Annotated in this window: 13 protein-coding genes; 8 read left to right on the top strand and 5 right to left on the bottom strand. The window is 66.4% G+C overall.

Features of this window, described 5'->3' with window-relative positions; translation table 11 throughout:
- The first annotated feature begins 54 nt into the window (after positions 1-54).
- Both FFS30_RS00240 and FFS30_RS00235 read left to right on the top strand, forming a co-directional pair.
- A complete protein-coding gene (locus FFS30_RS00240) occupies positions 55-4,005 on the top strand; it encodes a YhdP family protein (protein WP_137911110.1) in 3,951 nt (1,316 codons plus the stop codon).
- Between the two features lie 351 nt (positions 4,006-4,356).
- Positions 4,357-6,090, top strand: a complete 1,734-nt coding sequence (locus FFS30_RS00235) for a hypothetical protein (protein ID WP_137911109.1) — start codon at positions 4,357-4,359, stop codon at positions 6,088-6,090.
- Between the two features lie 121 nt (positions 6,091-6,211).
- Here FFS30_RS00235 and FFS30_RS00230 read toward each other — a convergent pair whose 3' ends face one another.
- The gene (locus tag FFS30_RS00230) at positions 6,212-7,510 is read right to left on the bottom strand and encodes a SpoIIE family protein phosphatase (RefSeq protein WP_212742374.1); all 1,299 of its coding nucleotides are present in this window, start codon (positions 7,508-7,510) and stop codon (positions 6,212-6,214) included.
- Positions 7,511-7,645: 135 nt separating this feature from the next.
- Here FFS30_RS00230 and FFS30_RS00225 point away from each other — a divergent pair, with 135 nt between their 5' ends.
- Positions 7,646-8,980 carry an ATP-binding protein gene (locus tag FFS30_RS00225; RefSeq protein ID WP_137911107.1) on the top strand — a complete coding sequence of 445 codons (1,335 nt, stop codon included), beginning with the start codon at positions 7,646-7,648 and terminating at the stop codon, positions 8,978-8,980.
- Positions 8,977-9,624 carry a response regulator transcription factor gene (locus FFS30_RS00220; protein WP_212742373.1) on the top strand — a complete coding sequence of 216 codons (648 nt, stop codon included), beginning with the start codon at positions 8,977-8,979 and terminating at the stop codon, positions 9,622-9,624. Before FFS30_RS00225 ends, FFS30_RS00220 begins: the two co-directional genes overlap by 4 nt.
- A 13-nt stretch (positions 9,625-9,637) precedes the next feature.
- Here the strand turns inward: FFS30_RS00220 and FFS30_RS00215 are convergent, their stop codons facing one another.
- Together FFS30_RS00215 and yhbY are read right to left on the bottom strand one after the other, a co-directional pair.
- Entirely contained in the window at positions 9,638-10,012 is a 375-nt protein-coding gene (locus FFS30_RS00215) for an MTH938/NDUFAF3 family protein (RefSeq protein WP_137911106.1), read from the bottom strand.
- Positions 10,013-10,075: 63 nt separating this feature from the next.
- Complete coding sequence (gene yhbY, locus FFS30_RS00210; protein ID WP_137911105.1) at positions 10,076-10,372, bottom strand: ribosome assembly RNA-binding protein YhbY; 297 nt, start codon at positions 10,370-10,372, stop codon at positions 10,076-10,078.
- 60 nt (positions 10,373-10,432) lie between these two features.
- Here yhbY and rlmE point away from each other — a divergent pair, with 60 nt between their 5' ends.
- From rlmE to FFS30_RS00190, 4 genes are all read left to right on the top strand, one after another.
- The gene (rlmE, locus tag FFS30_RS00205; protein ID WP_137912526.1) at positions 10,433-11,056 is read left to right on the top strand and encodes a 23S rRNA (uridine(2552)-2'-O)-methyltransferase RlmE; all 624 of its coding nucleotides are present in this window, start codon (positions 10,433-10,435) and stop codon (positions 11,054-11,056) included.
- A gap of 75 nt (positions 11,057-11,131) precedes the next feature.
- A complete protein-coding gene (gene ftsH / locus FFS30_RS00200; protein ID WP_171014335.1) occupies positions 11,132-13,051 on the top strand; it encodes an ATP-dependent zinc metalloprotease FtsH in 1,920 nt (639 codons plus the stop codon).
- Between the two features lie 88 nt (positions 13,052-13,139).
- The gene (folP, locus tag FFS30_RS00195) at positions 13,140-14,042 is read left to right on the top strand and encodes a dihydropteroate synthase (protein WP_137911104.1); all 903 of its coding nucleotides are present in this window, start codon (positions 13,140-13,142) and stop codon (positions 14,040-14,042) included.
- Positions 14,029-14,679, top strand: a complete 651-nt coding sequence (locus FFS30_RS00190; RefSeq protein ID WP_137911103.1) for an HAD family phosphatase — start codon at positions 14,029-14,031, stop codon at positions 14,677-14,679. Before folP ends, FFS30_RS00190 begins: the two co-directional genes overlap by 14 nt.
- 42 nt (positions 14,680-14,721) lie before the next feature.
- On the opposite strand, the gene FFS30_RS00185 is transcribed toward FFS30_RS00190, so the two are convergent.
- Entirely contained in the window at positions 14,722-15,267 is a 546-nt protein-coding gene (locus FFS30_RS00185) for a hypothetical protein (RefSeq protein WP_137911102.1), read from the bottom strand.
- 154 nt (positions 15,268-15,421) lie between these two features.
- The gene (locus FFS30_RS00180; protein ID WP_137911101.1) at positions 15,422-17,503 is read right to left on the bottom strand and encodes an FUSC family protein; all 2,082 of its coding nucleotides are present in this window, start codon (positions 17,501-17,503) and stop codon (positions 15,422-15,424) included.
- Between the last annotated feature and the right edge of the window lie 30 nt (positions 17,504-17,533).

The following is a 17,533-nucleotide window of genomic DNA, read 5'->3' as shown; positions in this document are numbered from 1 at the left end:
TCCCGCTTTTGTCGAATCCCGAATCCGCAATCCCCAATCCCGGCGGTTCACCCCGTGAATCCGCTGCACCGCCACCTGCACCGCGCGCAATGGTGGCTGTTCCGGCTGTTGGCGGCGTTCGCGATCCTGATGGCGATCATCAGCAGTTTGACCCAACTGGTCGTGCTGCCGTGGATAACGAATCACCCCGAGGCGGTCAGCGCCAAGCTCGCGCAAGTGCTGCACCGGCCGGTCACGATCGACAAGCTCGACGCACGCTGGGAACGCACCGGGCCCTTGCTCAATCTCACCGGCGTGCATCTCGGCGCGCCGGCCACCGTGGGACAGGCACAGAAAAGCCAGACGTTGAGCCTGGCGAGCGCGGGCCTGAAGATCAATTTCTTCGCCTGGGCGCGGCCCAATTCGAGCTGGACTGAAATCCGCCTTGCCGGCATCGAACTCGACCTCGTGCGCGACGCGCAGGGACAGTGGCAGATCCGCGGTCTCGATACCGGCGGCAATAATACCGACGACCAGCAGCAGAGCCTCGACGACAACGCCTTGTTCAGTCTCGGCACCGTGGTCGTGCGCGATGCGCGACTGAATATCGACGACCTGCCGAACGACACGCATTTCAAGCTCGGCGCGCAGGAACTGCGCTTGATCGTCCACGGCGATTTCCTGCGTGTACTCGGCCGCGTGCGCAATCTCGAAAACGATTCCGCGCCGGTCAACGCCGTGCTCGAATACGACCGCGGCACGCGCAGCGGCCGTGCCTATCTCGGCGGCGCCGAGGTCGATCTCGCCGCGGTGCTGCGCAACTATCCGCTCAACGGCCTTATCGTCGATCACGGCGGCGGCAAGCTGCAGGTCTGGGCGTGGCTCAAGGACGGCGAGGTCAGCGAAGTTCGCGCCGAGGTCGATCTCGCCAATCTGGTGCTGACCACGCGCACTTCGATTGCGTTCGACGACAAGCACGATTTTCTGCCGCACGTCGGCATCGACCGGCTCGCCTTCGGCGCACGCTGGCGGCGCGAGAAGGACGGCTTGAGCGCCGATCTCGTCGACCTGCAGATCGTCCGCCAGAGCGAGCCGCTGCCGAAATCGGAGCTGCATCTGCTGCGCCGTTATCCGAACGCTGACTATTACGCGAAGCCGGAGCATACGATCAGTGTCGGCGCACTCGACATCGGCACCGTGGCGAGCGCGACGATGCTCGTCGACACCTTGCCGGCCGACCTGCGCCGCTGGCTGTATGCGGGCAATCCGTCCGGCGTATTGACGCGCGCCACCGTGCGTTTCGTCGACCCGCAGGATTTCGATGCCGCCGCGCAGATCGACGGTGTCGCCGCGCATGCGTCCGGCAAGATTCCCGGTGCGATCGGCTTGTCGGGTCTGCTCTTCGCCGACCGCGATGCGATCACCTTCGATCTGCCGCAGCACAACGAGTTCTCCGTCCTCTTGCCGAAGGTGTTCCGCGAGCCGCTGAGCTTTTCCGAGTTCTACGGTAGCGTCGCGGCGTATCGCACCGACGACGCCTGGCGCATCGAAACCGATTCGCTGAGCTTCGAGAACGCGACGCACGGCAAGAGCTACGGCGGCGAAGCGCGCGGCGCGGCCGAAATCTACGACAAGGGCGGCAAGCCGCTGCTCGATCTCGCCGCCGTCGTTACTCATGGCGACGTGCCGGCCTCGCATCGCTTCTGGCCGATCGGCAATATGTCGCCGCATGCGATCGAATGGCTCGACCGCGCGCTCGAAAGCGGTAGCATCGTCGGCGGACGCGCGGTGTTTCGCGGCAACCTCGCCGACTGGCCGTTCCGCAACAACGCCGGACGTTTCCAGGCGACGGCCGAGATTGCCGATCTGCGCTTCAAGTATCTCGGCGACTGGCCAGCGGTCGAGCATGGCCATGCTCTCGTCGATTTTCTCAACACCGGCCTGCACGCCGAAGTCGATGGCGGCAGCGTGCAGGGGGCGAAAATCAACAAGGCCAGCGTCGACATCAGTGACTACGGCGAAGGCACGCTCGACGTCGCCGCGAATGCGCAGGGCGCGGGCAAGGACCTGCTCGGCTTCGTCAAAGCCTCGCCGCTCGGCACCGAGTTCGCGACACCGCTGCAGGGCGTCGATGTCGGCGGCCAGGGCAAGGTCGATTTCGCCCTGCGCGCACCGATGAAGCCGATCGAGAATTTCCAGATCGACGGCAAGGTGCAACTGAGCGACGCCGATCTCGCCGATGCCAAGTACGATCTGAAGTTCGACAAGGCCACCGGCCTGCTGCGCTTCAATCGCAGCGGCTTCTTCGGCGATCAGCTCGCGACCACCTTCAAGGGCAAGCCGGCAAAATTCTCGCTCGCGGTCGGCGGCTACGTCGGCGAAGGCCGCCATGCGGTCGAAGGCAAGGTCGACACGCGCCTGCCGGTGCGCGAGGTGCTCGCCTACGCGCCGGCGCTCAAGGACTATTGGAAATATCTGTCGGGCGAAGCGAACTGGAGTGCGCAGTTCAGCGTCGACCGCGACGGACCGGACAAGGCCAAGGCTGTCGACGGCGGCCAGCGCCTGAGCCTGCTTTCCGACCTGCGCGGCGTCGCCATTGATCTGCCCGTGCCGCTGAAAAAATCCGCCGATAGCGCGTTGCCGCTGAAGCTTACGCTCGGCCTGCCGTTCGTCGGCGCGAATCTCGACCTGAGCCTCGGCGACGTGCTCAATCTGCGCGGCCGGCTGCCGACGCCGACCGCGCCGTTCGCGGCGAACGCGATCTTCGGCGGTGAAGCGACCGGCGTGCTGCCGAAATCCGGTATCGCGATCGGCGGGGCGACGCGCGAAGTCGATCTGTCCGGCTGGATGAGCTTCGCCGCCGACAGCAGCAGCGGCGGCGGGGCGGGTGGCGACTTCTTGCAGGGCGTCGATATCCGCACGCGCTCGCTGCTCGCCTGGGAGCGCGATTTCGGCGAGGCCAAGGTACGCCTCGACTTCGCCGCGGACGCGATGCGCGTCGATTTCGACGGCGCGAACCTCGAAGGCAGCCTCACCGTGCCGCGCAAGAATCTGCGCACGAGTACGATCCGCGCGGAATTCAAGCGCCTGTACTGGCCCGAATCGCCGGAGGCGCCGCCGGGCGCAGCGCCGATCGGCGAGGTGCGCGACGATTCGATCGATCCGGCCGCGATTCCGCCGCTGCGCATCGATATCGGCGATTTCCGTCTCGGCAAGGCCAACTATGGCACGGCCGAAGTGGTGACGGCGCCGATCGCCGACGGCATGAATCTCGAGAAGGTCAATTCGCACTCGAAAGACATCGACATGAAGGCGCATGGAGTATGGATGCGCAAGAACGGCTACCATCGTTCGACCTTCGGCATCGAACTCAAGGCGAAGGATTTCGGCGCGATGCTCGACGCGCTCGGCTACGGCGGCAAACTCGCCGGCGGCGAGATCAGCGCATCGATCGACGCGAGCTGGGCCGGCACGCCGTCGGCGTTCGCGCTCAACCGCATCAACGGCGGTGCGCTGCACATGAAAATCGCCGACGGACGCATTCCGAATCTCGAACCCGGCGCGGGCCGCCTCGCCGGTCTGCTCAATCTCGCCGCGCTGCCGCGCCGGCTTGCCTTCGACTTCGGCGACCTGTTCAACAAGGGCTTCAGCTTCGACTCGGCCGGCGGCAGCTTCACGATGACCGACGGCTATGCGTACAGCGACGGCTTCAGCGTGAAGAGCCCGACCGCCGACCTGCTGATCAAGGGCGCGATCGGCCTGCGCACGAGCGAGTGGAACCTGCGCGTTGAGGTGACGCCGCATATCGGCGCGACCGTCTTCGCCGGCGCGGGCGCGTTGATCGGCGGTCCGGTCGGCGCCGCCGCGGGCGCGGTGATCGGCGGCGTGCTCGGCAAGCCGATCAACTGGGCCACGCAGTCCGAATACAAAGTGTCCGGCACCTGGGACAAGCCCGATATCGTCAAGATCGGCAGCCGTCGCGTCGCGCCGGCGAAAGCGGCGGACGAAGCGCCGAAGAAGAACTGACGCCGGTCTTCCCGGACCGGCTGCGATCACTGCGCATCGCATTGCCGACTCGGCAGCGAAGCCGCTATCCATCGCTCCGACCTCGACGGCAAAGACGAATCTCTCCGATCAGTTCGATCTGCGAATAGCGTGACCGTCTGCGCGAATTCGCGTCTGCGCAAGGCAGGCGTGTCAGAGAAACCTGCGTTTGGGCGTATCCGTCGGTGGCGACCGGAATCGGCGCGCATCGCCGCGCCCTCCTTTTTGCATCGCCGCCACATCCCGCTCCGGGATGCGTCCTCGGTCGGCGCGCGTGCGCCGTCGGGCGCCTGTCGGAGAGGGCGGACTCACCATTCGCAGAGGAGTCTCCAAATGAACTTGTCCGGACTCAAGACCCAGATCGTGTTTTGTATTGCAACGCTGCTGCTCGGCGCCGCCGCGCCGGCCGTGGCGCAGACGGTGCCGACCGATGCGGCCGGAGGCTGCCCGATTCCGGCGGCGACGGTGGCGGCGTTCTTCGAGAGCGGCCATCCCTCGCTCAACGGCGTGGTCAAACCGGCCGACAGCACCCAGGTGCTCCTGCCGAACTGCGGGTTTTTCCAGTGGACCGAGCAGATGTTCCTCTGGCTGACCTCGCCGGCGCCGTCGCGCTACGGCGGCGGAAGCCGGATCATGTTCTCGCCGAGTTTCTACACCGTCAGTCCGGAGGACAGCAGCACCCCACCGCGGCGCACGTTCGTGGCCAACACGCCCGGTCGTCCGCTCATCATGAACCTGCGCGCCACCGAGCTTGGTCCGCATGGCCTGCCGGCGCTGCTGTCGCGCTCGGGGCACGTCATTGAAGTCGAGCGCCAGCCCGCGCCGCGACCGGTGATCCGCCTGCAGAACGGAACCACGGTGCCGTTGGCGAAGGTCGAGCGCGCGCCCGGCGGCGAACTGCGCTTTCTCGACGCCAAAGGCAAGGTGCTCGAGCCGGCCAAGCTGCTTCTGCCGAAGATCGAACGGCCCATCGTCATGCTGACGCCGGATCATCCTGCGCCGGTCGTCGAGGCCAAGGAATTCCAGCAGGCGATCCGCGCGCGCAAGCTGACCATCGATCACATCCCGATCTTCTTCGACCTCGCCGGCAACGTCATCGACGTGGAACCAGGCCAGGCCGACGGCGGCGTGCTGATTTCGCAGAACGGCTCGCTGATCTACTACATCACCCTGGTCAACGATCTGTACGCATACCACCGGACGATGCAGGGGCCGGCGGTCATTCCATCCTCGACCAATCTTACCTTTCCGATGACGATGGCGGACGCGAACACGGTCAAGACCTTCGCTGCGGGCAAAGGGCATACGATCACCGATCCGCAGGCGCTCGCGATCGAGAGCAAGTCGAGCTGGGTCGAGGCGAGCGCAGTGGCGAACGCCAACGACTACATCACGGTCGACGCGACCATTCCGACGTACAACAAGTCCAACCCGAACAGTTGGGTGCCGAACGGCCAGAAGACGGTGAAGCTGGTCATGGTCGGCCTGCACGTCGTCGGTTCGACCAACGGCCACGGCGAGATGGTCTGGGGTTCGTTCGAGCATCTCGGCAACGCGCCGGACGAAACCTATGCCTACAACTCGACGAGCGGGCAGAAGACCGTCGCGCGCAACACCACAGGCTCGTGGCTGTTCACGCCGAGCGGTTCGTCGGGGCCGTTCAACCTGATGAATGCCAGCGCCAGCGGTAACACGATCGCCGGCAGCCCGATCGGTGCGACCGCGGTCATCCGCGCGAAACCCTGGGGCTCGAACGACGGCGGCAATCCGGCGAATGCGGCCGCGCTCAACACCCAGGTGATCAGCGCGAATGCCAGCGTGTTGTCGCAACTGGATCCTGCCGACGTGCGCGCCAAGTACTTCCAACTCGGCACCACCTGGACGATCGGCGGCGCAGCGCCGAACCCGTCGAATCAGGTCGGCACGAATCATCTGGCGAACGCGACCATCGAGACGTTCATGCAGGGACAGACGACATCGGACGCGGGCTCGAATTGCTTCTCCTGCCACGGCACCAACAAGGTCGTGGTCAGCCACGTCTATTCGGCGCTGAAGCCGTTGCCGTAGAAAGCGTTCGCGGCAACCGCCAAGCGCTTCGATGCGCTGAGTTGTGTCGTGTTTGCGCTGCCGCCGGTTCTCGGCGGCAGCGTGCTATGCGATCGCCGTGCACTGCGGCGTTGCGGCGTCTTCAGTGCGCGATGCGCAGCACGAGCAGGGTTTGATCGTCGTTGCCGATCGCGCCGCCCTGATGGGCGTGCACCGCGGCGACGAGACGGTCGCGCAATGCCTGCACCGAAACGTCGACGGCAGTTTCGGCGACGAGATCGCGCAGGCGTTCTATGCCGAATTCGCGCCCGCGCGCGTCGCGCGCCTCGACGATGCCGTCGGTGTAGAGGACGAAAACGTCGCCGTTCTGCGCATCGTGCGCGCGGTTGGCGTACTCGAAATCGCGCAGCACGCCGAGCGGAATCTGATCGGCCTCACCGAGCATGGCAACATCTGCACCGCGCCGGTGCAGCAGCGGCGGATGGCCGGCGGAGAGATAGGCGAGCCGGCGCTCGGCGGGTCGATAGAGCAGAGCAAACACAGTCATGAAATGGCCGCGGCTGCGGCGCGAGAAAAAGTAGCGGTTGGCGTAGCTGATCGCGCTCGCCGGCGGTTCCTTGTCGTCGCCCTCGAAGGTGCGCAGGATCGCATCGAACTGCATCGCCTCGGCCGCCGCGGCGGCGCCGTGGCCGGAGACGTCGCCGACGATCACGCCCCAGGCATCGGCCTCGTCGGCCGCGATGAGCTCGGGAACCGAATCGGAAAGATTGCTCATTTCGTAGTAGTCGCCCGCAGCCGTCGCCGCTGGCTGCCAATGCACGGCGTAGTCGAGCCCGCGGATGCGCGGGTTGTCGGGCAGCAGCAGCTTCTGGATGTCGGCGAGGCTTTCGATCTCGTGACGCTGGCGCTCGGTTTCCTGAGTCAGCTCACGCAGCACGATCGGACGCACGATCAGGCTCGTCGCGAGATTGACGTGAAGCAGGATGCGCTCGGCGTCGAAGCGGTCGAAACGATGTGCGAGGGTGGAGCCGAACACGAGCCAGTGCGACAGCTCGCCCGCGTTGGCGAGCGGCACGGCGAGCACCGCGGCAGGCGCGAACAGCGCCTGCGCGAGCGGCAGGCCGCGCTCGACCGGCGCGACGGCGGCGACGTGCGCGAGCGGCGCGGCGATCAGGCGCGCGGCGAGAGCGTCGTCGAACGGCGGCAACTGGCTGCGGTGTCCGTTCGGATCGATGTTCGGCACGTGCTCGGTGCCGTCCGGTCCGATCAGTCCGGCGAGGCCGCAGCGGCCCGCATCCTGGCCGCGCACGAGCAGCAGGGCGAGCGAGCAGTCGGGGAAGTCGGCGCTGAAGTGCGCATGCAGGGCGGTCAGCGCGGTGCGCGAATCGCCGTCGAATCGGCTCAGTGCGAGGAGGCGATCGAACAAGGCGGGCGAGGGCATAGACGGCATTCTGCCGTGACGCCGCGGCTTGCGCCATGCCGGCGCCATTTCGGCTAGCATCGTGCGCATGTTCGATCCACTCAACGCCTCGCCGCCGCTGCACGCAGCCCCTCTCGAATCGGCGGCACTGGCGCGATGAGCCTACGCAGCCAGATCAACCTGCTCGTCGCGGCGATGACCGCGATCTTTCTCGTCGCCCTGCTCGCGATGCACATCGAGGCCACGCGCAACAGCGTGCGCGTCGAGGTGGTGGCCGGCAACCGCGTCGCCACACAGTTGTTCGCCAATCTCGTTCCCGACGACGGCGTCAACGGCAGCGGCTTCCTCCAGTTCCTTTCGCGCCTGGGCCACGTGCGCGCGACGACGATCCGCCTGCACGACCGCAGCGGCGCGACGGTCTACGTGTCGCCGCCGGACCAGCGCAAGCCCGGTGCCGAACCGCCGCGCTGGTACGCGGTCCTGGTCGCGCCCGAGGCGATGCACCGTAGTTTCCAGACGCCGGAGGGCATTCTCGAAATCGACTCCGATCCGGCCAGCGCGATCCGCGACGGCTGGGACGACGCCGTGCACATGTTCCAGTTCGGCGCGGTGATCTTCGTGCTCGGCAACGTGCTCGTGTTCTGGCTCGTGCGCCGCGCGACGCAGCCGTTCGCGCGCATCGCGCGCGGCCTCGACGAGGTGCAGCAAGGCGCCTGGCGCACGCGCCTGCCGGGATACTGGCGCGCGGAGGCGGGCACGATCGCGCGTGCGTTCAACCGCATGACCAAGACGATCGAGGACAATCTCAATGCGCGCCAGGAGGCGATCGAAGCCAAGCTGCGGCTCGAGCGCAACCGCGAACTCGCCGACACCGTGCGCGCGCGCATCGAGGACGAGCGCCGCGCGATCGCGCGCGAACTGCACGACGAGACCGGCCAGAGCGTCACCGCGATCAAGTCGCTTGCGCTCGCCCTCGTGCGCCGCGCCGAGAGCGACGCGACCACGCGCGATACCGCGCAGCTGATCGCCGACACGTCGGGCAAGCTCTACGCGGCGATGCACGAGATGATTCCGCGTCTGCGGCCGCTGACGCTCGATTCGCTCGGCCTCGCCGACGCGCTGCGCGAAGCGGTCGGCGAATGGCGCCGGCAACATGCGGCGATCGAGATCGCGCTCGACGTCGGTGAATTGCCCGAGGTCGGCGATACGGCGACGGTGGCGGTTTACCGCATCGTCCAGGAAGCCGTCACCAATGCGCTGCGCCATGCCGGCGCGAAACGCATCGATATTGTTCTGACCGCGCGTGACGATGCGCTGCACGTGAGTGTCGCCGACGACGGCATCGGCCTGCCGCCCGACTGGCAGCAGGCCGGTCACTATGGCCTGCGCGGCATCGTCGAGCGGGCCCAGGTGCTCGGCGGCGCGGCGCGGATCGAGCGACGCGAGCCGCGCGGGACCTCGATCGACGTGAACATTCCCTTGCACCGATGAACGCTAAGCCGAAAATCCGCGTGATGCTCGTCGACGACCATGCGGTCGTGCGCGTCGGCTTCCGCATGCTGCTCGAAACGAGCGGCGAGATCGAAGTCGTCGGCGAGGCCGAGAGCGGCGAGGTCGCCTACCGCGAATTCGCGCGCATCCAGCCCGATGTCGCGATCATGGATTTGTCGATGCCGGGGATCGGCGGCATCGAAGCGGTGCGGCGACTGGTCGCGAAAGACAAGGGAGTGCGCATTCTGGTGTTGTCGGCGCACGAGGACGCGACGCATCCGCAACGCGTGCTCAAGGCCGGCGCGCTCGGTTATCTGTCCAAGCGCAGCGCGCCCGAGGAACTGATCGACGCGGTGCGCGCGGTTGCCGCAGGGCGCGTCTATATCGAGGCCGAGATCGCGCGCAAGCTCGCGCCACAGCAGCCCGGCGCGCCGGGCAACGCGCTCGAGTCGCTGTCGGAGCGCGAGTTCGCGGTGTTTCTCAAGCTCGCGCGCGGCGAGTCGGTGCAGGCGATCGCGCAGACCCTGTCGCTGTCGCCGAACACGGTCGGCACGCATCTGTACAACATCAAGCAAAAGCTCGGCGCCGGCAATCAGGCCGAGCTGACCCTGATCGCGGTGCGCAACGGCCTGATCGAACCCTGAGTCGCGCCGCGGCTCAGCCGGGCAGAAGAAAGACCGCGACGGCTTTGCGCCCCTCGCCGATGAGCACGTTGAAGGTGCGCGCGACGGCGGCGTTGTCCATGGTCTCGAGGCCGATGCCGCGCTTGAGGAAGGCGCCGAGCACGGCCTGGGACGGAAACACGGCGCGCGCGCCGGTACCGAGCAGGACGACTTCGGGTTTCAGCGCGAGAATTTTCTCGATCGCCGCCTCGTCGAGTTGATCGACCGTGCGCGGGGCAAACTCCGTGACCGCTTCGGTCGCGCTCAGCAACAGGCTCGTCGCGAACGCGCGATCGACCACAACGACGCTGGTCGCGTCGGCCTTGCGTACGAACAGTTGTTGTTCGATGCGTTGTTCGGTCAATTGCATGGGAATTTCTCGGCGCTCGCCCGGGCGGAGATCGAAAACGGCCGCATCGGCCGCAGGCTTCGACTACCGCGGCAGCGCGATCTTCGGCGCCTCGGCGTTGCGGCGGAAATAGCTGGCGACGTGGCCGATGCGTTGCACGACCTCGGCGCCCGCGGCTTCGGCGAGCGCGTCGATCTGCTCTTTGCGCGCCTCGCGGTCGTCGCCGGCGAGCTTGACCTTGACCAGCTCGTGCTGGTCGAGCGCGGCGCCGAATTCCTTGATCAGCGCGGGCGTGACACCCTTGTTGCCGACCAGGATGATCGGGTTGAGGCCGTGCGCCAAACCGCGCAGGTAACGAATCTGACTGTTGGTTAAAGACATGGAAAGACGGGCAATTTGGAGCATAGCTAGGTCATACAGGGTATCATGCGCACCGAATCTATGGCCTCCCGCAGCAAATCCAGCGCACGCTGGTTGAAGGAGCACTTCAGCGATCCCTACGTCAAACGTGCGCAAGCCGAAGGCTGGCGCTCGCGTGCCGTGTTCAAGCTGGAGGAGCTGCTGCAGCGCGACGCGATCCTCAAACCCGGCATGACCGTGGTCGACCTCGGCGCCGCGCCGGGCGGCTGGTCGCAGATGGTGCGCGAGAAGCTCGGCGACAAAGGCCGCGTCGTCGCCCTGGACATCCTGCCGATGCAGGGCATCGCCGGCGTGGACTTCATCGAGGGCGATTTCCGCGACGAGGCGGTGCTCAAGCAACTCGAAGCCCTGCTCGATGGCGCGACCGTGGACCTTGTCTTGAGCGATATGGCGCCCAATATCAGCGGGGTAACCGTGGCCGATCAGGCGCGCGCGATGTATCTGGCTGAATTGGCTGCGGATTTTGCTGCTGTCCATCTCAAGCGCGGAGGCGCGTTTTTGATAAAACTTTTCCAGGGACGCGATTACGATGGCTACCTGAAAAACTTGCGTCAGGGCTATGAGCGCGTCAGCATTCGAAAACCGAAGGCTTCCCGCGCGCGCAGTCCCGAGGTTTACGCGCTAGCGACCGGCAAGCGCGGTTGAGCATCATCACCGGGTGATGCAATGGATTCGATGCGTTACCCAAGCGGCAATCGGCCGCCTGATTGAGTGAAAGCGATGAACGAGATGGTCAAGCACTTTATTCTCTGGGTCGTGATTGCGGTCGTGCTGATCGCCGTCGTGAACAGTTTCAAGCTCGGCGGCAGCGAACCGAACACGGTGCCGTATTCGGACTTCATGACCCAGGTCAACAACGGTAACGTCAGCGAAGTCGTGCTGCGCAACGACCTGCAGACGGTCAACGCGAAGCTCAAGGACGGGCAGAAGCTCAACACGACGATCGTGCCGACCGACGGTTCGCTCGACAAGATCCTCGACAAGCAGGGCGTGAAGTTCACGGTCGAGCCGAAGGACAACAGCGGGCTGATCACGCGCCTGCTGATCGACTGGGTGCCGATCCTGTTGTTCTTCGCCGTGATCGTCTACTTCATGCGCCAAATGCAAGCCGGCGCCGGCGGGCGCGGAGCGATGAGCTTCGGCCGTTCGCGCGCGCGCCTGCAGGGCGAAGACCAGGTCAAGATCACCTTTGCCGACGTCGCCGGCGTGGACGAGGCGAAAGAGGAAGTGCAGGAGCTGGTCGAATTCCTGCGCGATCCGTCTAAATTCCAAAAGCTCGGCGGCCGCATTCCGCGCGGCGTGCTGATGGTCGGCTCGCCCGGTACCGGCAAGACCCTGCTCGCCAAGGCGATTGCGGGCGAGGCCAAGGTGCCGTTCTTCACGATCTCCGGTTCCGACTTCGTCGAAATGTTCGTCGGCGTCGGCGCCTCGCGCGTGCGCGATATGTTCGAGCAGGCGAAGAAGCACGCGCCGTGCATCATCTTCATAGACGAAATCGACGCGGTCGGCCGCCATCGCGGCGCCGGCCTCGGCGGCGGTCACGACGAGCGCGAGCAGACGCTCAACCAGTTGCTCGTCGAGATGGACGGCTTCGAGGGCAACGAGGGCATCATCGTCATTGCGGCGACGAACCGCCCCGACGTGCTCGACCCGGCACTGCTGCGTCCGGGCCGCTTCGACCGCCAGGTCGTCGTGCCGCTGCCCGATCTGCGCGGCCGCGAGCAGATACTCAAGGTGCATATGCGCAAGGTCCCGCTTGCCGGCGACGTCGATCCGACCGTGATCGCGCGCGGCACGCCGGGATTCTCGGGTGCGGATCTGGCCAACTTGGTCAACGAGGCGGCGCTGTTCGCCGCGCGCGGCAATTCGCGCGACGTGACCATGGACCACTTCGAGCGCGCCAAGGACAAGATCATGATGGGCAGCGAGCGCCGCTCGATGGTCATGAGCGAGGACGAGAAGCGCAATACCGCCTACCACGAGGCGGGCCACGCGATAGTCGGCCGTTTGATGCCCGAGCACGATCCGGTGCACAAGGTGACGATCATCCCGCGCGGGCGCGCGCTCGGCGTGACCCTGTTCCTGCCCGAAGCCGACCGCTACAGCATCAACCGCACGTACATCCACAGCAATCTGTGTTCGCTGTACGGCGGCCGCGTCGCCGAAGAACTGATCTTCGGCAGCGACAAGGTGACGACGGGCGCGTCGAACGATATCGAGCGCGCGACGCAGATGGCGCGCAATATGGCCACCAAGTGGGGTCTGTCCGAAGAACTCGGCCCGATCACCTACGGCGAGCAGGAGGACGAGGTCTTCCTCGGCCGCTCGGTGACCCAGCACAAGAACGTCTCCAACGAGACCGCGCGCAAGATCGACGAGGTCGTGCGCAACATTCTCGACAAAGCCTACAGCGATGCGACGCGCCTGTTGACCGAGAACATCGACAAGCTGCATACGATGGCGAAGGCGTTGTTGCAGTACGAGACGATCGACAGCGAGCAGATCAGCGCGATCATGGAAGGCCGCGAGCCCGGCCCGCCGCGCGATTGGCAGAAGTCGAACGAAGGCGGCAGCGGTTCGGCGCCGAACGTCGGCAGCAAGTCGGCCGCGCCGATCGGTGGCACGGCGACGCAGCACTGAAACACGGGCCGCGATTCGTCGCGGCCTTTTCTTTTCGGCATACGGCAGGGCGCGACGCATCGCCGCCCATGGCGCAAATTCTCCGCAGATGTTCGACCTGACTCCCACGCTCGACTGCGCCGGCCGACCGCTGGCGCTCGACCGCCCGCGCATCGCCGGCATCGTCAACGTCACCGCCGATTCGTTTTCCGACGGCGGCCGATTTCTCGATCCGCAGCAGGCAGTCGCGTACGCTCTGACGCTGGTCGAGAAAGGCGCCGACCTGCTCGACGTCGGCGGCGAATCGACGCGGCCCGGCGCATCGGAAGTTTCCGCGGCCGACGAGATCGCGCGCGTGGTTCCCGTGATCGAGGCGTTGGCGAAACAGGTGCAGGTGCCGATCGCGATCGACACGAGCAAGCCCGAAGTGATGCGCGCCGCGGTCGCCGCCGGCGCGGGCCTGATCAACGATGTTTATGCGCTGCGCCGCGACGGCGCGCTCGACGCGGCTGCCGAACTCAAGGTGCCGGTCTGCCTGATGCACATGCAGGGCGAGCCGCGCACGATGCAGGAGGCGCCGCATTACGACGACGTCGTCGGTGAAGTGAAGCGCTTTCTCGCCGACCGCATCTTCGCCTGCGAACTGTCGGGCATCGAGAAAAAACGCATCCTCGTCGATCCCGGTTTCGGCTTCGGCAAGACTCTCGAACACAATCTCGCCTTGTTGCGCAGCCTCGATCAGCTCGCCACGCTTGGCGTGCCGCTGCTCGCCGGGCTTTCGCGCAAGTCGATGATCGGCGCGCTGACCGGCCGCGATGTTGAACACCGCGCCGCGGGTTCCGCCGCGGCTGCGTTGATCGCGGTGCAGAAAGGCGCGGTGATCGTGCGTGTGCACGACGTGGCGGCGACGCGCGATGCCCTGGCCGTATGGCAGGGCGTGGCAAGCGGTGCCGCTCCGGCGAGGAAAGCCTCCAAGCCGCTCGGTTCACAAAGATTCGATGACGATGATTGACCAGCAAGACGGCGGCAGGCACGCCGCGCAAATCGATACGGTCGTTTTCGACCTCGGCGGCGTCCTGATCGACTGGAACCCGCGCCACCTCTACCGCAAGATCTTCGGCGACGACGTCGAGACCATGGAATGGTTTCTCGCCAACGTGTGCAATTCGGAATGGAATCTGCGCCAGGACGCGGGCCGCACCTGGCACGAAGCCGTCGCCGAGGCCGAGGCCCGGCATCCGCAGCACGCGCAGCATATCCGCGCTTACCGGGACCGTTGGGAAGAAACCCTCGGCGATGCCATCGAAGGCTCGGTCGCCCTGCTCGACGAACTGCGCTCTAGGCCCGTGCGGCTGCTGGCATTGACCAACTGGTCGGCGGAGACGTTTCCGATTGGGCGGCAGCGCTTTCCGTTCCTGCAGTGGTTCGAGGGCATCCTCGTGTCGGGCGAAGAGAAGCTGATCAAGCCGGACCGAGCGATCTACGATCTGCTTGCGCAACGCTATCGCGTCGAGCCGGCGCGCGCGGTATTTATCGACGACAGCGCGGTGAACGTCGAAGGCGCACGCCATGCGGGCCTGCATGCGATCCATTTTCGCGACCCGTCCGCGCTGCGTAGCGAGCTTGCCGCGCTTGGCGTGCTGGGCTGAGCGTTTTCCGCGGCGGGCGGTACTAAACCCGGACGCCGCCGCTCAGTGCGGCTTGGCCGTGCGCGTCACCTGCGCGCAGCCGGCATCGTAGGCCGCGGTCCACTCGGCGGTCGTCGCGGCGAGCAGCGGGCGCGCGCAGCGCACGTGGATCAGGATTTTCGAGTCGAGATACCAGGTCTCGCGATACTCGTAGCGTTGTTTGCCGTTGAGCGCGAGGTAGTGCAGCACGTTAGCGCCGTCGCCGCTGCGCGCCTCGTAGCCGGGCATCTGCTTGGCCTTGTCGCTGCCCGCGTTGACGAGCGCCGGGAACGTCGATGCGTCGTTGAGCACCTTGGCTTCGACCGAAACCTGGCTTGCTTCGCCGCTGCCCTGATCGGCAGGGTCCCTGACCTGGAAGGCGACGAACTGCGGCGTGCCCTCGGTCTTCTGCATGATCGCCGGCCAGTTCGACGGCGCGGAAAACTTCACCGCGCCCTGGTAAAGCGAATAGTGCGTGCCCGGTTCGGTGTTTTTTCCGGGCTGCGCGGCGGCATAGACCGGCAAGGCGATCAGCAGGCAGGCGAGCCGGATTCTCGTGGACGGTTTCATAGCGCGTAGTGCAGGCCGAAGTCGCGGTCAGCGGCGCAGTCTAGCCGAGTTCGGCGACGCGGGCATCCGCGTGAAGTAGTTCATGTTTTGCGCAGTCGGGCGAACGTGTCGAGGCACTTCCCGGGATTTCCTCGTGCGCGTCGGCGCGGGAAATTCAAACCGCAGCACCGCTGGGCTCGCCGTCGAGCAGGTGAGCCAGCGTGTTGATGGAGTCGGTGACGCGGTCGCAGGCATCGGCGATCGCGATGGCGACGACGTGCGCTTCGCCTTGGGTCTCAGCCGCGAGCGTCTTCGCCAGAGCGCGCTCGCACTGGCGCAGACCTTCGACCTGGGCCACGCGGCCGTAGCGCAGGCCGTCGGCGATTTCGCCGAGTGCGGCGTCGACGCGCTTGGCGAAAGCGAGCACTTCGTCCTGCGCCGGCCGTTCGCGGCTGTCCTGCAGCACGGCTTCGAGCGCCATGCTCGCACGCACGAAACGGTTGGCGTTGGCGAAGACGCTTTCGGCCAGGGCGATCAGTGTTTCGTCGCGCTTTGGCTCGCCGCGCAGGCGGTCGAGCGATGCCTGTGCATTCGTGCGCGCGCTGCGCGAAGCGGTGCGCGCGTCGCGGCGCAGGTCGATGCCGCCGTCGAACAATGTGGAGAAATATACCCGGTAGGATTCGATCATCGTCGCCAGCGACGGCCGCAGTTGCTCCCAGGTCGGCCACAGCGCATAGGCGGTCAGGGCGAAACTGCAGCCGATCGTCGTCGCGATCGCACGCACGAGCATGGTGTCGCCCGGGGCGATGCCGTAGAAGGCGAGCAGGATGACGATCAGTCCGGTCAGCATCATCACGCCAAGGCCGTAGTTCATCGTCGTCAGCATGCGGAAGCCGACGCTCAGCACGGCGAGCAGGGCGAGCTGGGCCCAGACATTGCCGAGTGCGTAGTGCAGCAGGGCCGTAGTCAGGACAAGGCCGGCGAGGGTGCCGATCACACGCAGCAGGCCGAAGCTGAAAGTGCCGGCGAAGTCCGGCTTGAGTACGATCGCCGTGGTCATCGGTACCCAGAAACCGTGTGGGTAGCCGAACGCGCGCTCGGCGATCACCGCGATGCAGACGCAGACGCCGAGGCGCAGCGCATGGCGGAACGCGACGGATTGCAGGTGCAGATTCGCGCGCAACGTGGCGAGCGGACTCATCGGGCGCAATGCCGCCGGCAGGCGCGCTTCCTTTTCTTCCGCTTCGAGTTCGCCGCGCGAGCCGGCGAATCCGGCATTGCGAATGGCCGCGCGCAATTGTCCGCCGAGCGCCTGCGCGCGCGCGAAGGCGACGGCGATTTGCGGCGGATCCTCGGCGCGGCTCAATTCTTCAAGCGAGGTGAGCGCCGCGTCGAAGCCTTCCACCGCGCCGCTGGTCGCTTCGGCGGTCGTGCCGTGTTCGAGCGCTTCGCCAATGCCGTCGAGCGTGCGCGATGCGTATTCGCGCAGGCGCAGCAAGGTGTGCCGCGCTTCGCCATCGGGCAGAGTATTGACGATATCGCCGAGCGCGAGCAGTTCGAGGCGCACGCGTTCGACGATGCGCGCGAGCACGCGGAAGCGCTCCATCTCGGCGCCGCGCGCGCGATGCGTGCCGTTGAGCAGTTGCTCGACGTCGAGCAGGCCCTGGGTCACCGGCGGCGGGCGTTCGAGGCGGTTCGGCGAAATCGGCCGGTGGGTGATCGCGGCGAGTTCGCGGCAGACGCGTGCGAGCGCAGAGCGTTCCGGCCGGTAGCGCTGCAGCGGCCACGCCGCGAGCGCGAGCAGCATTTCGATCAGGCCGCCGGCGAAGATCAGCAGCCCCGCGCTGGCCGCGCCGCGGAAGCCCTGCGGGTCGGCGCCCATGACGAGCAGCAGGATCACGCAGGTCAGGCCGGCGCGTCCCGCGTTCGGCCCGAGCGCGACGAGCATGCCGCCGGTCACGCCGCAGATCAGCGCGGCGAGCGCCATCAGGATTGCATGCGCACCGAGCAAGCTGCCGGCAAAGGCGGAGACGCCCGCGCCGAGCGCGCCGAGCAGCATGCGCTGCATGCGCAGCCGGTACGGACCGGGCTGGTCGAGGAACATCGTGTTGAGCGCGCCCGAGGCGATGCCGAGGCCGATACCGACGTGGTCGGTGGCGATGCCGATACCGAGCGGAACCGCGAGTCCCAGGGTATTGCGCAAGGCGACGCTCAGCGGAACGTCGCGCGGCTTCAGTTCGATCAGGGAGCGGAACATGGCCCGATTCTAAGCCATGCTTGTACAGCG

The sequence above is a fragment of the Rudaea sp. 3F27F6 genome, assembly GCF_005503555.1.
In the GTDB taxonomy this organism is placed as follows: domain Bacteria; phylum Pseudomonadota; class Gammaproteobacteria; order Xanthomonadales; family Rhodanobacteraceae; genus Rudaea.
The sequence above is the reverse complement of the archived record's forward strand: the minus strand, read 5'-3'. Positions and strand labels throughout refer to the sequence as shown.

What these genes read in the sequence shown, in the direction of transcription:
- FFS30_RS00235 (WP_137911109.1), top strand. Translation starts at nt 4,357, where the DNA reads ATGAACTTGTCCGGACTCAAGACCCAGATCGTGTTTTGTATTGCAACG.
- FFS30_RS00230 (WP_212742374.1), bottom strand. Translation starts at nt 7,510, where the DNA reads ATGCCCTCGCCCGCCTTGTTCGATCGCCTCCTCGCACTGAGCCGATTC.
- FFS30_RS00225 (WP_137911107.1), top strand. Translation starts at nt 7,646, where the DNA reads ATGAGCCTACGCAGCCAGATCAACCTGCTCGTCGCGGCGATGACCGCG.
- FFS30_RS00220 (WP_212742373.1), top strand. Translation starts at nt 8,977, where the DNA reads ATGAACGCTAAGCCGAAAATCCGCGTGATGCTCGTCGACGACCATGCG.
- FFS30_RS00215 (WP_137911106.1), bottom strand. Translation starts at nt 10,012, where the DNA reads ATGCAATTGACCGAACAACGCATCGAACAACAACTGTTCGTACGCAAG.
- yhbY (WP_137911105.1), bottom strand. Translation starts at nt 10,372, where the DNA reads ATGTCTTTAACCAACAGTCAGATTCGTTACCTGCGCGGTTTGGCGCAC.
- rlmE (WP_137912526.1), top strand. Translation starts at nt 10,433, where the DNA reads ATGGCCTCCCGCAGCAAATCCAGCGCACGCTGGTTGAAGGAGCACTTC.
- ftsH (WP_171014335.1), top strand. Translation starts at nt 11,132, where the DNA reads ATGAACGAGATGGTCAAGCACTTTATTCTCTGGGTCGTGATTGCGGTC.
- folP (WP_137911104.1), top strand. Translation starts at nt 13,140, where the DNA reads ATGTTCGACCTGACTCCCACGCTCGACTGCGCCGGCCGACCGCTGGCG.
- FFS30_RS00190 (WP_137911103.1), top strand. Translation starts at nt 14,029, where the DNA reads ATGACGATGATTGACCAGCAAGACGGCGGCAGGCACGCCGCGCAAATC.
- FFS30_RS00185 (WP_137911102.1), bottom strand. Translation starts at nt 15,267, where the DNA reads ATGAAACCGTCCACGAGAATCCGGCTCGCCTGCCTGCTGATCGCCTTG.
- FFS30_RS00180 (WP_137911101.1), bottom strand. Translation starts at nt 17,503, where the DNA reads ATGTTCCGCTCCCTGATCGAACTGAAGCCGCGCGACGTTCCGCTGAGC.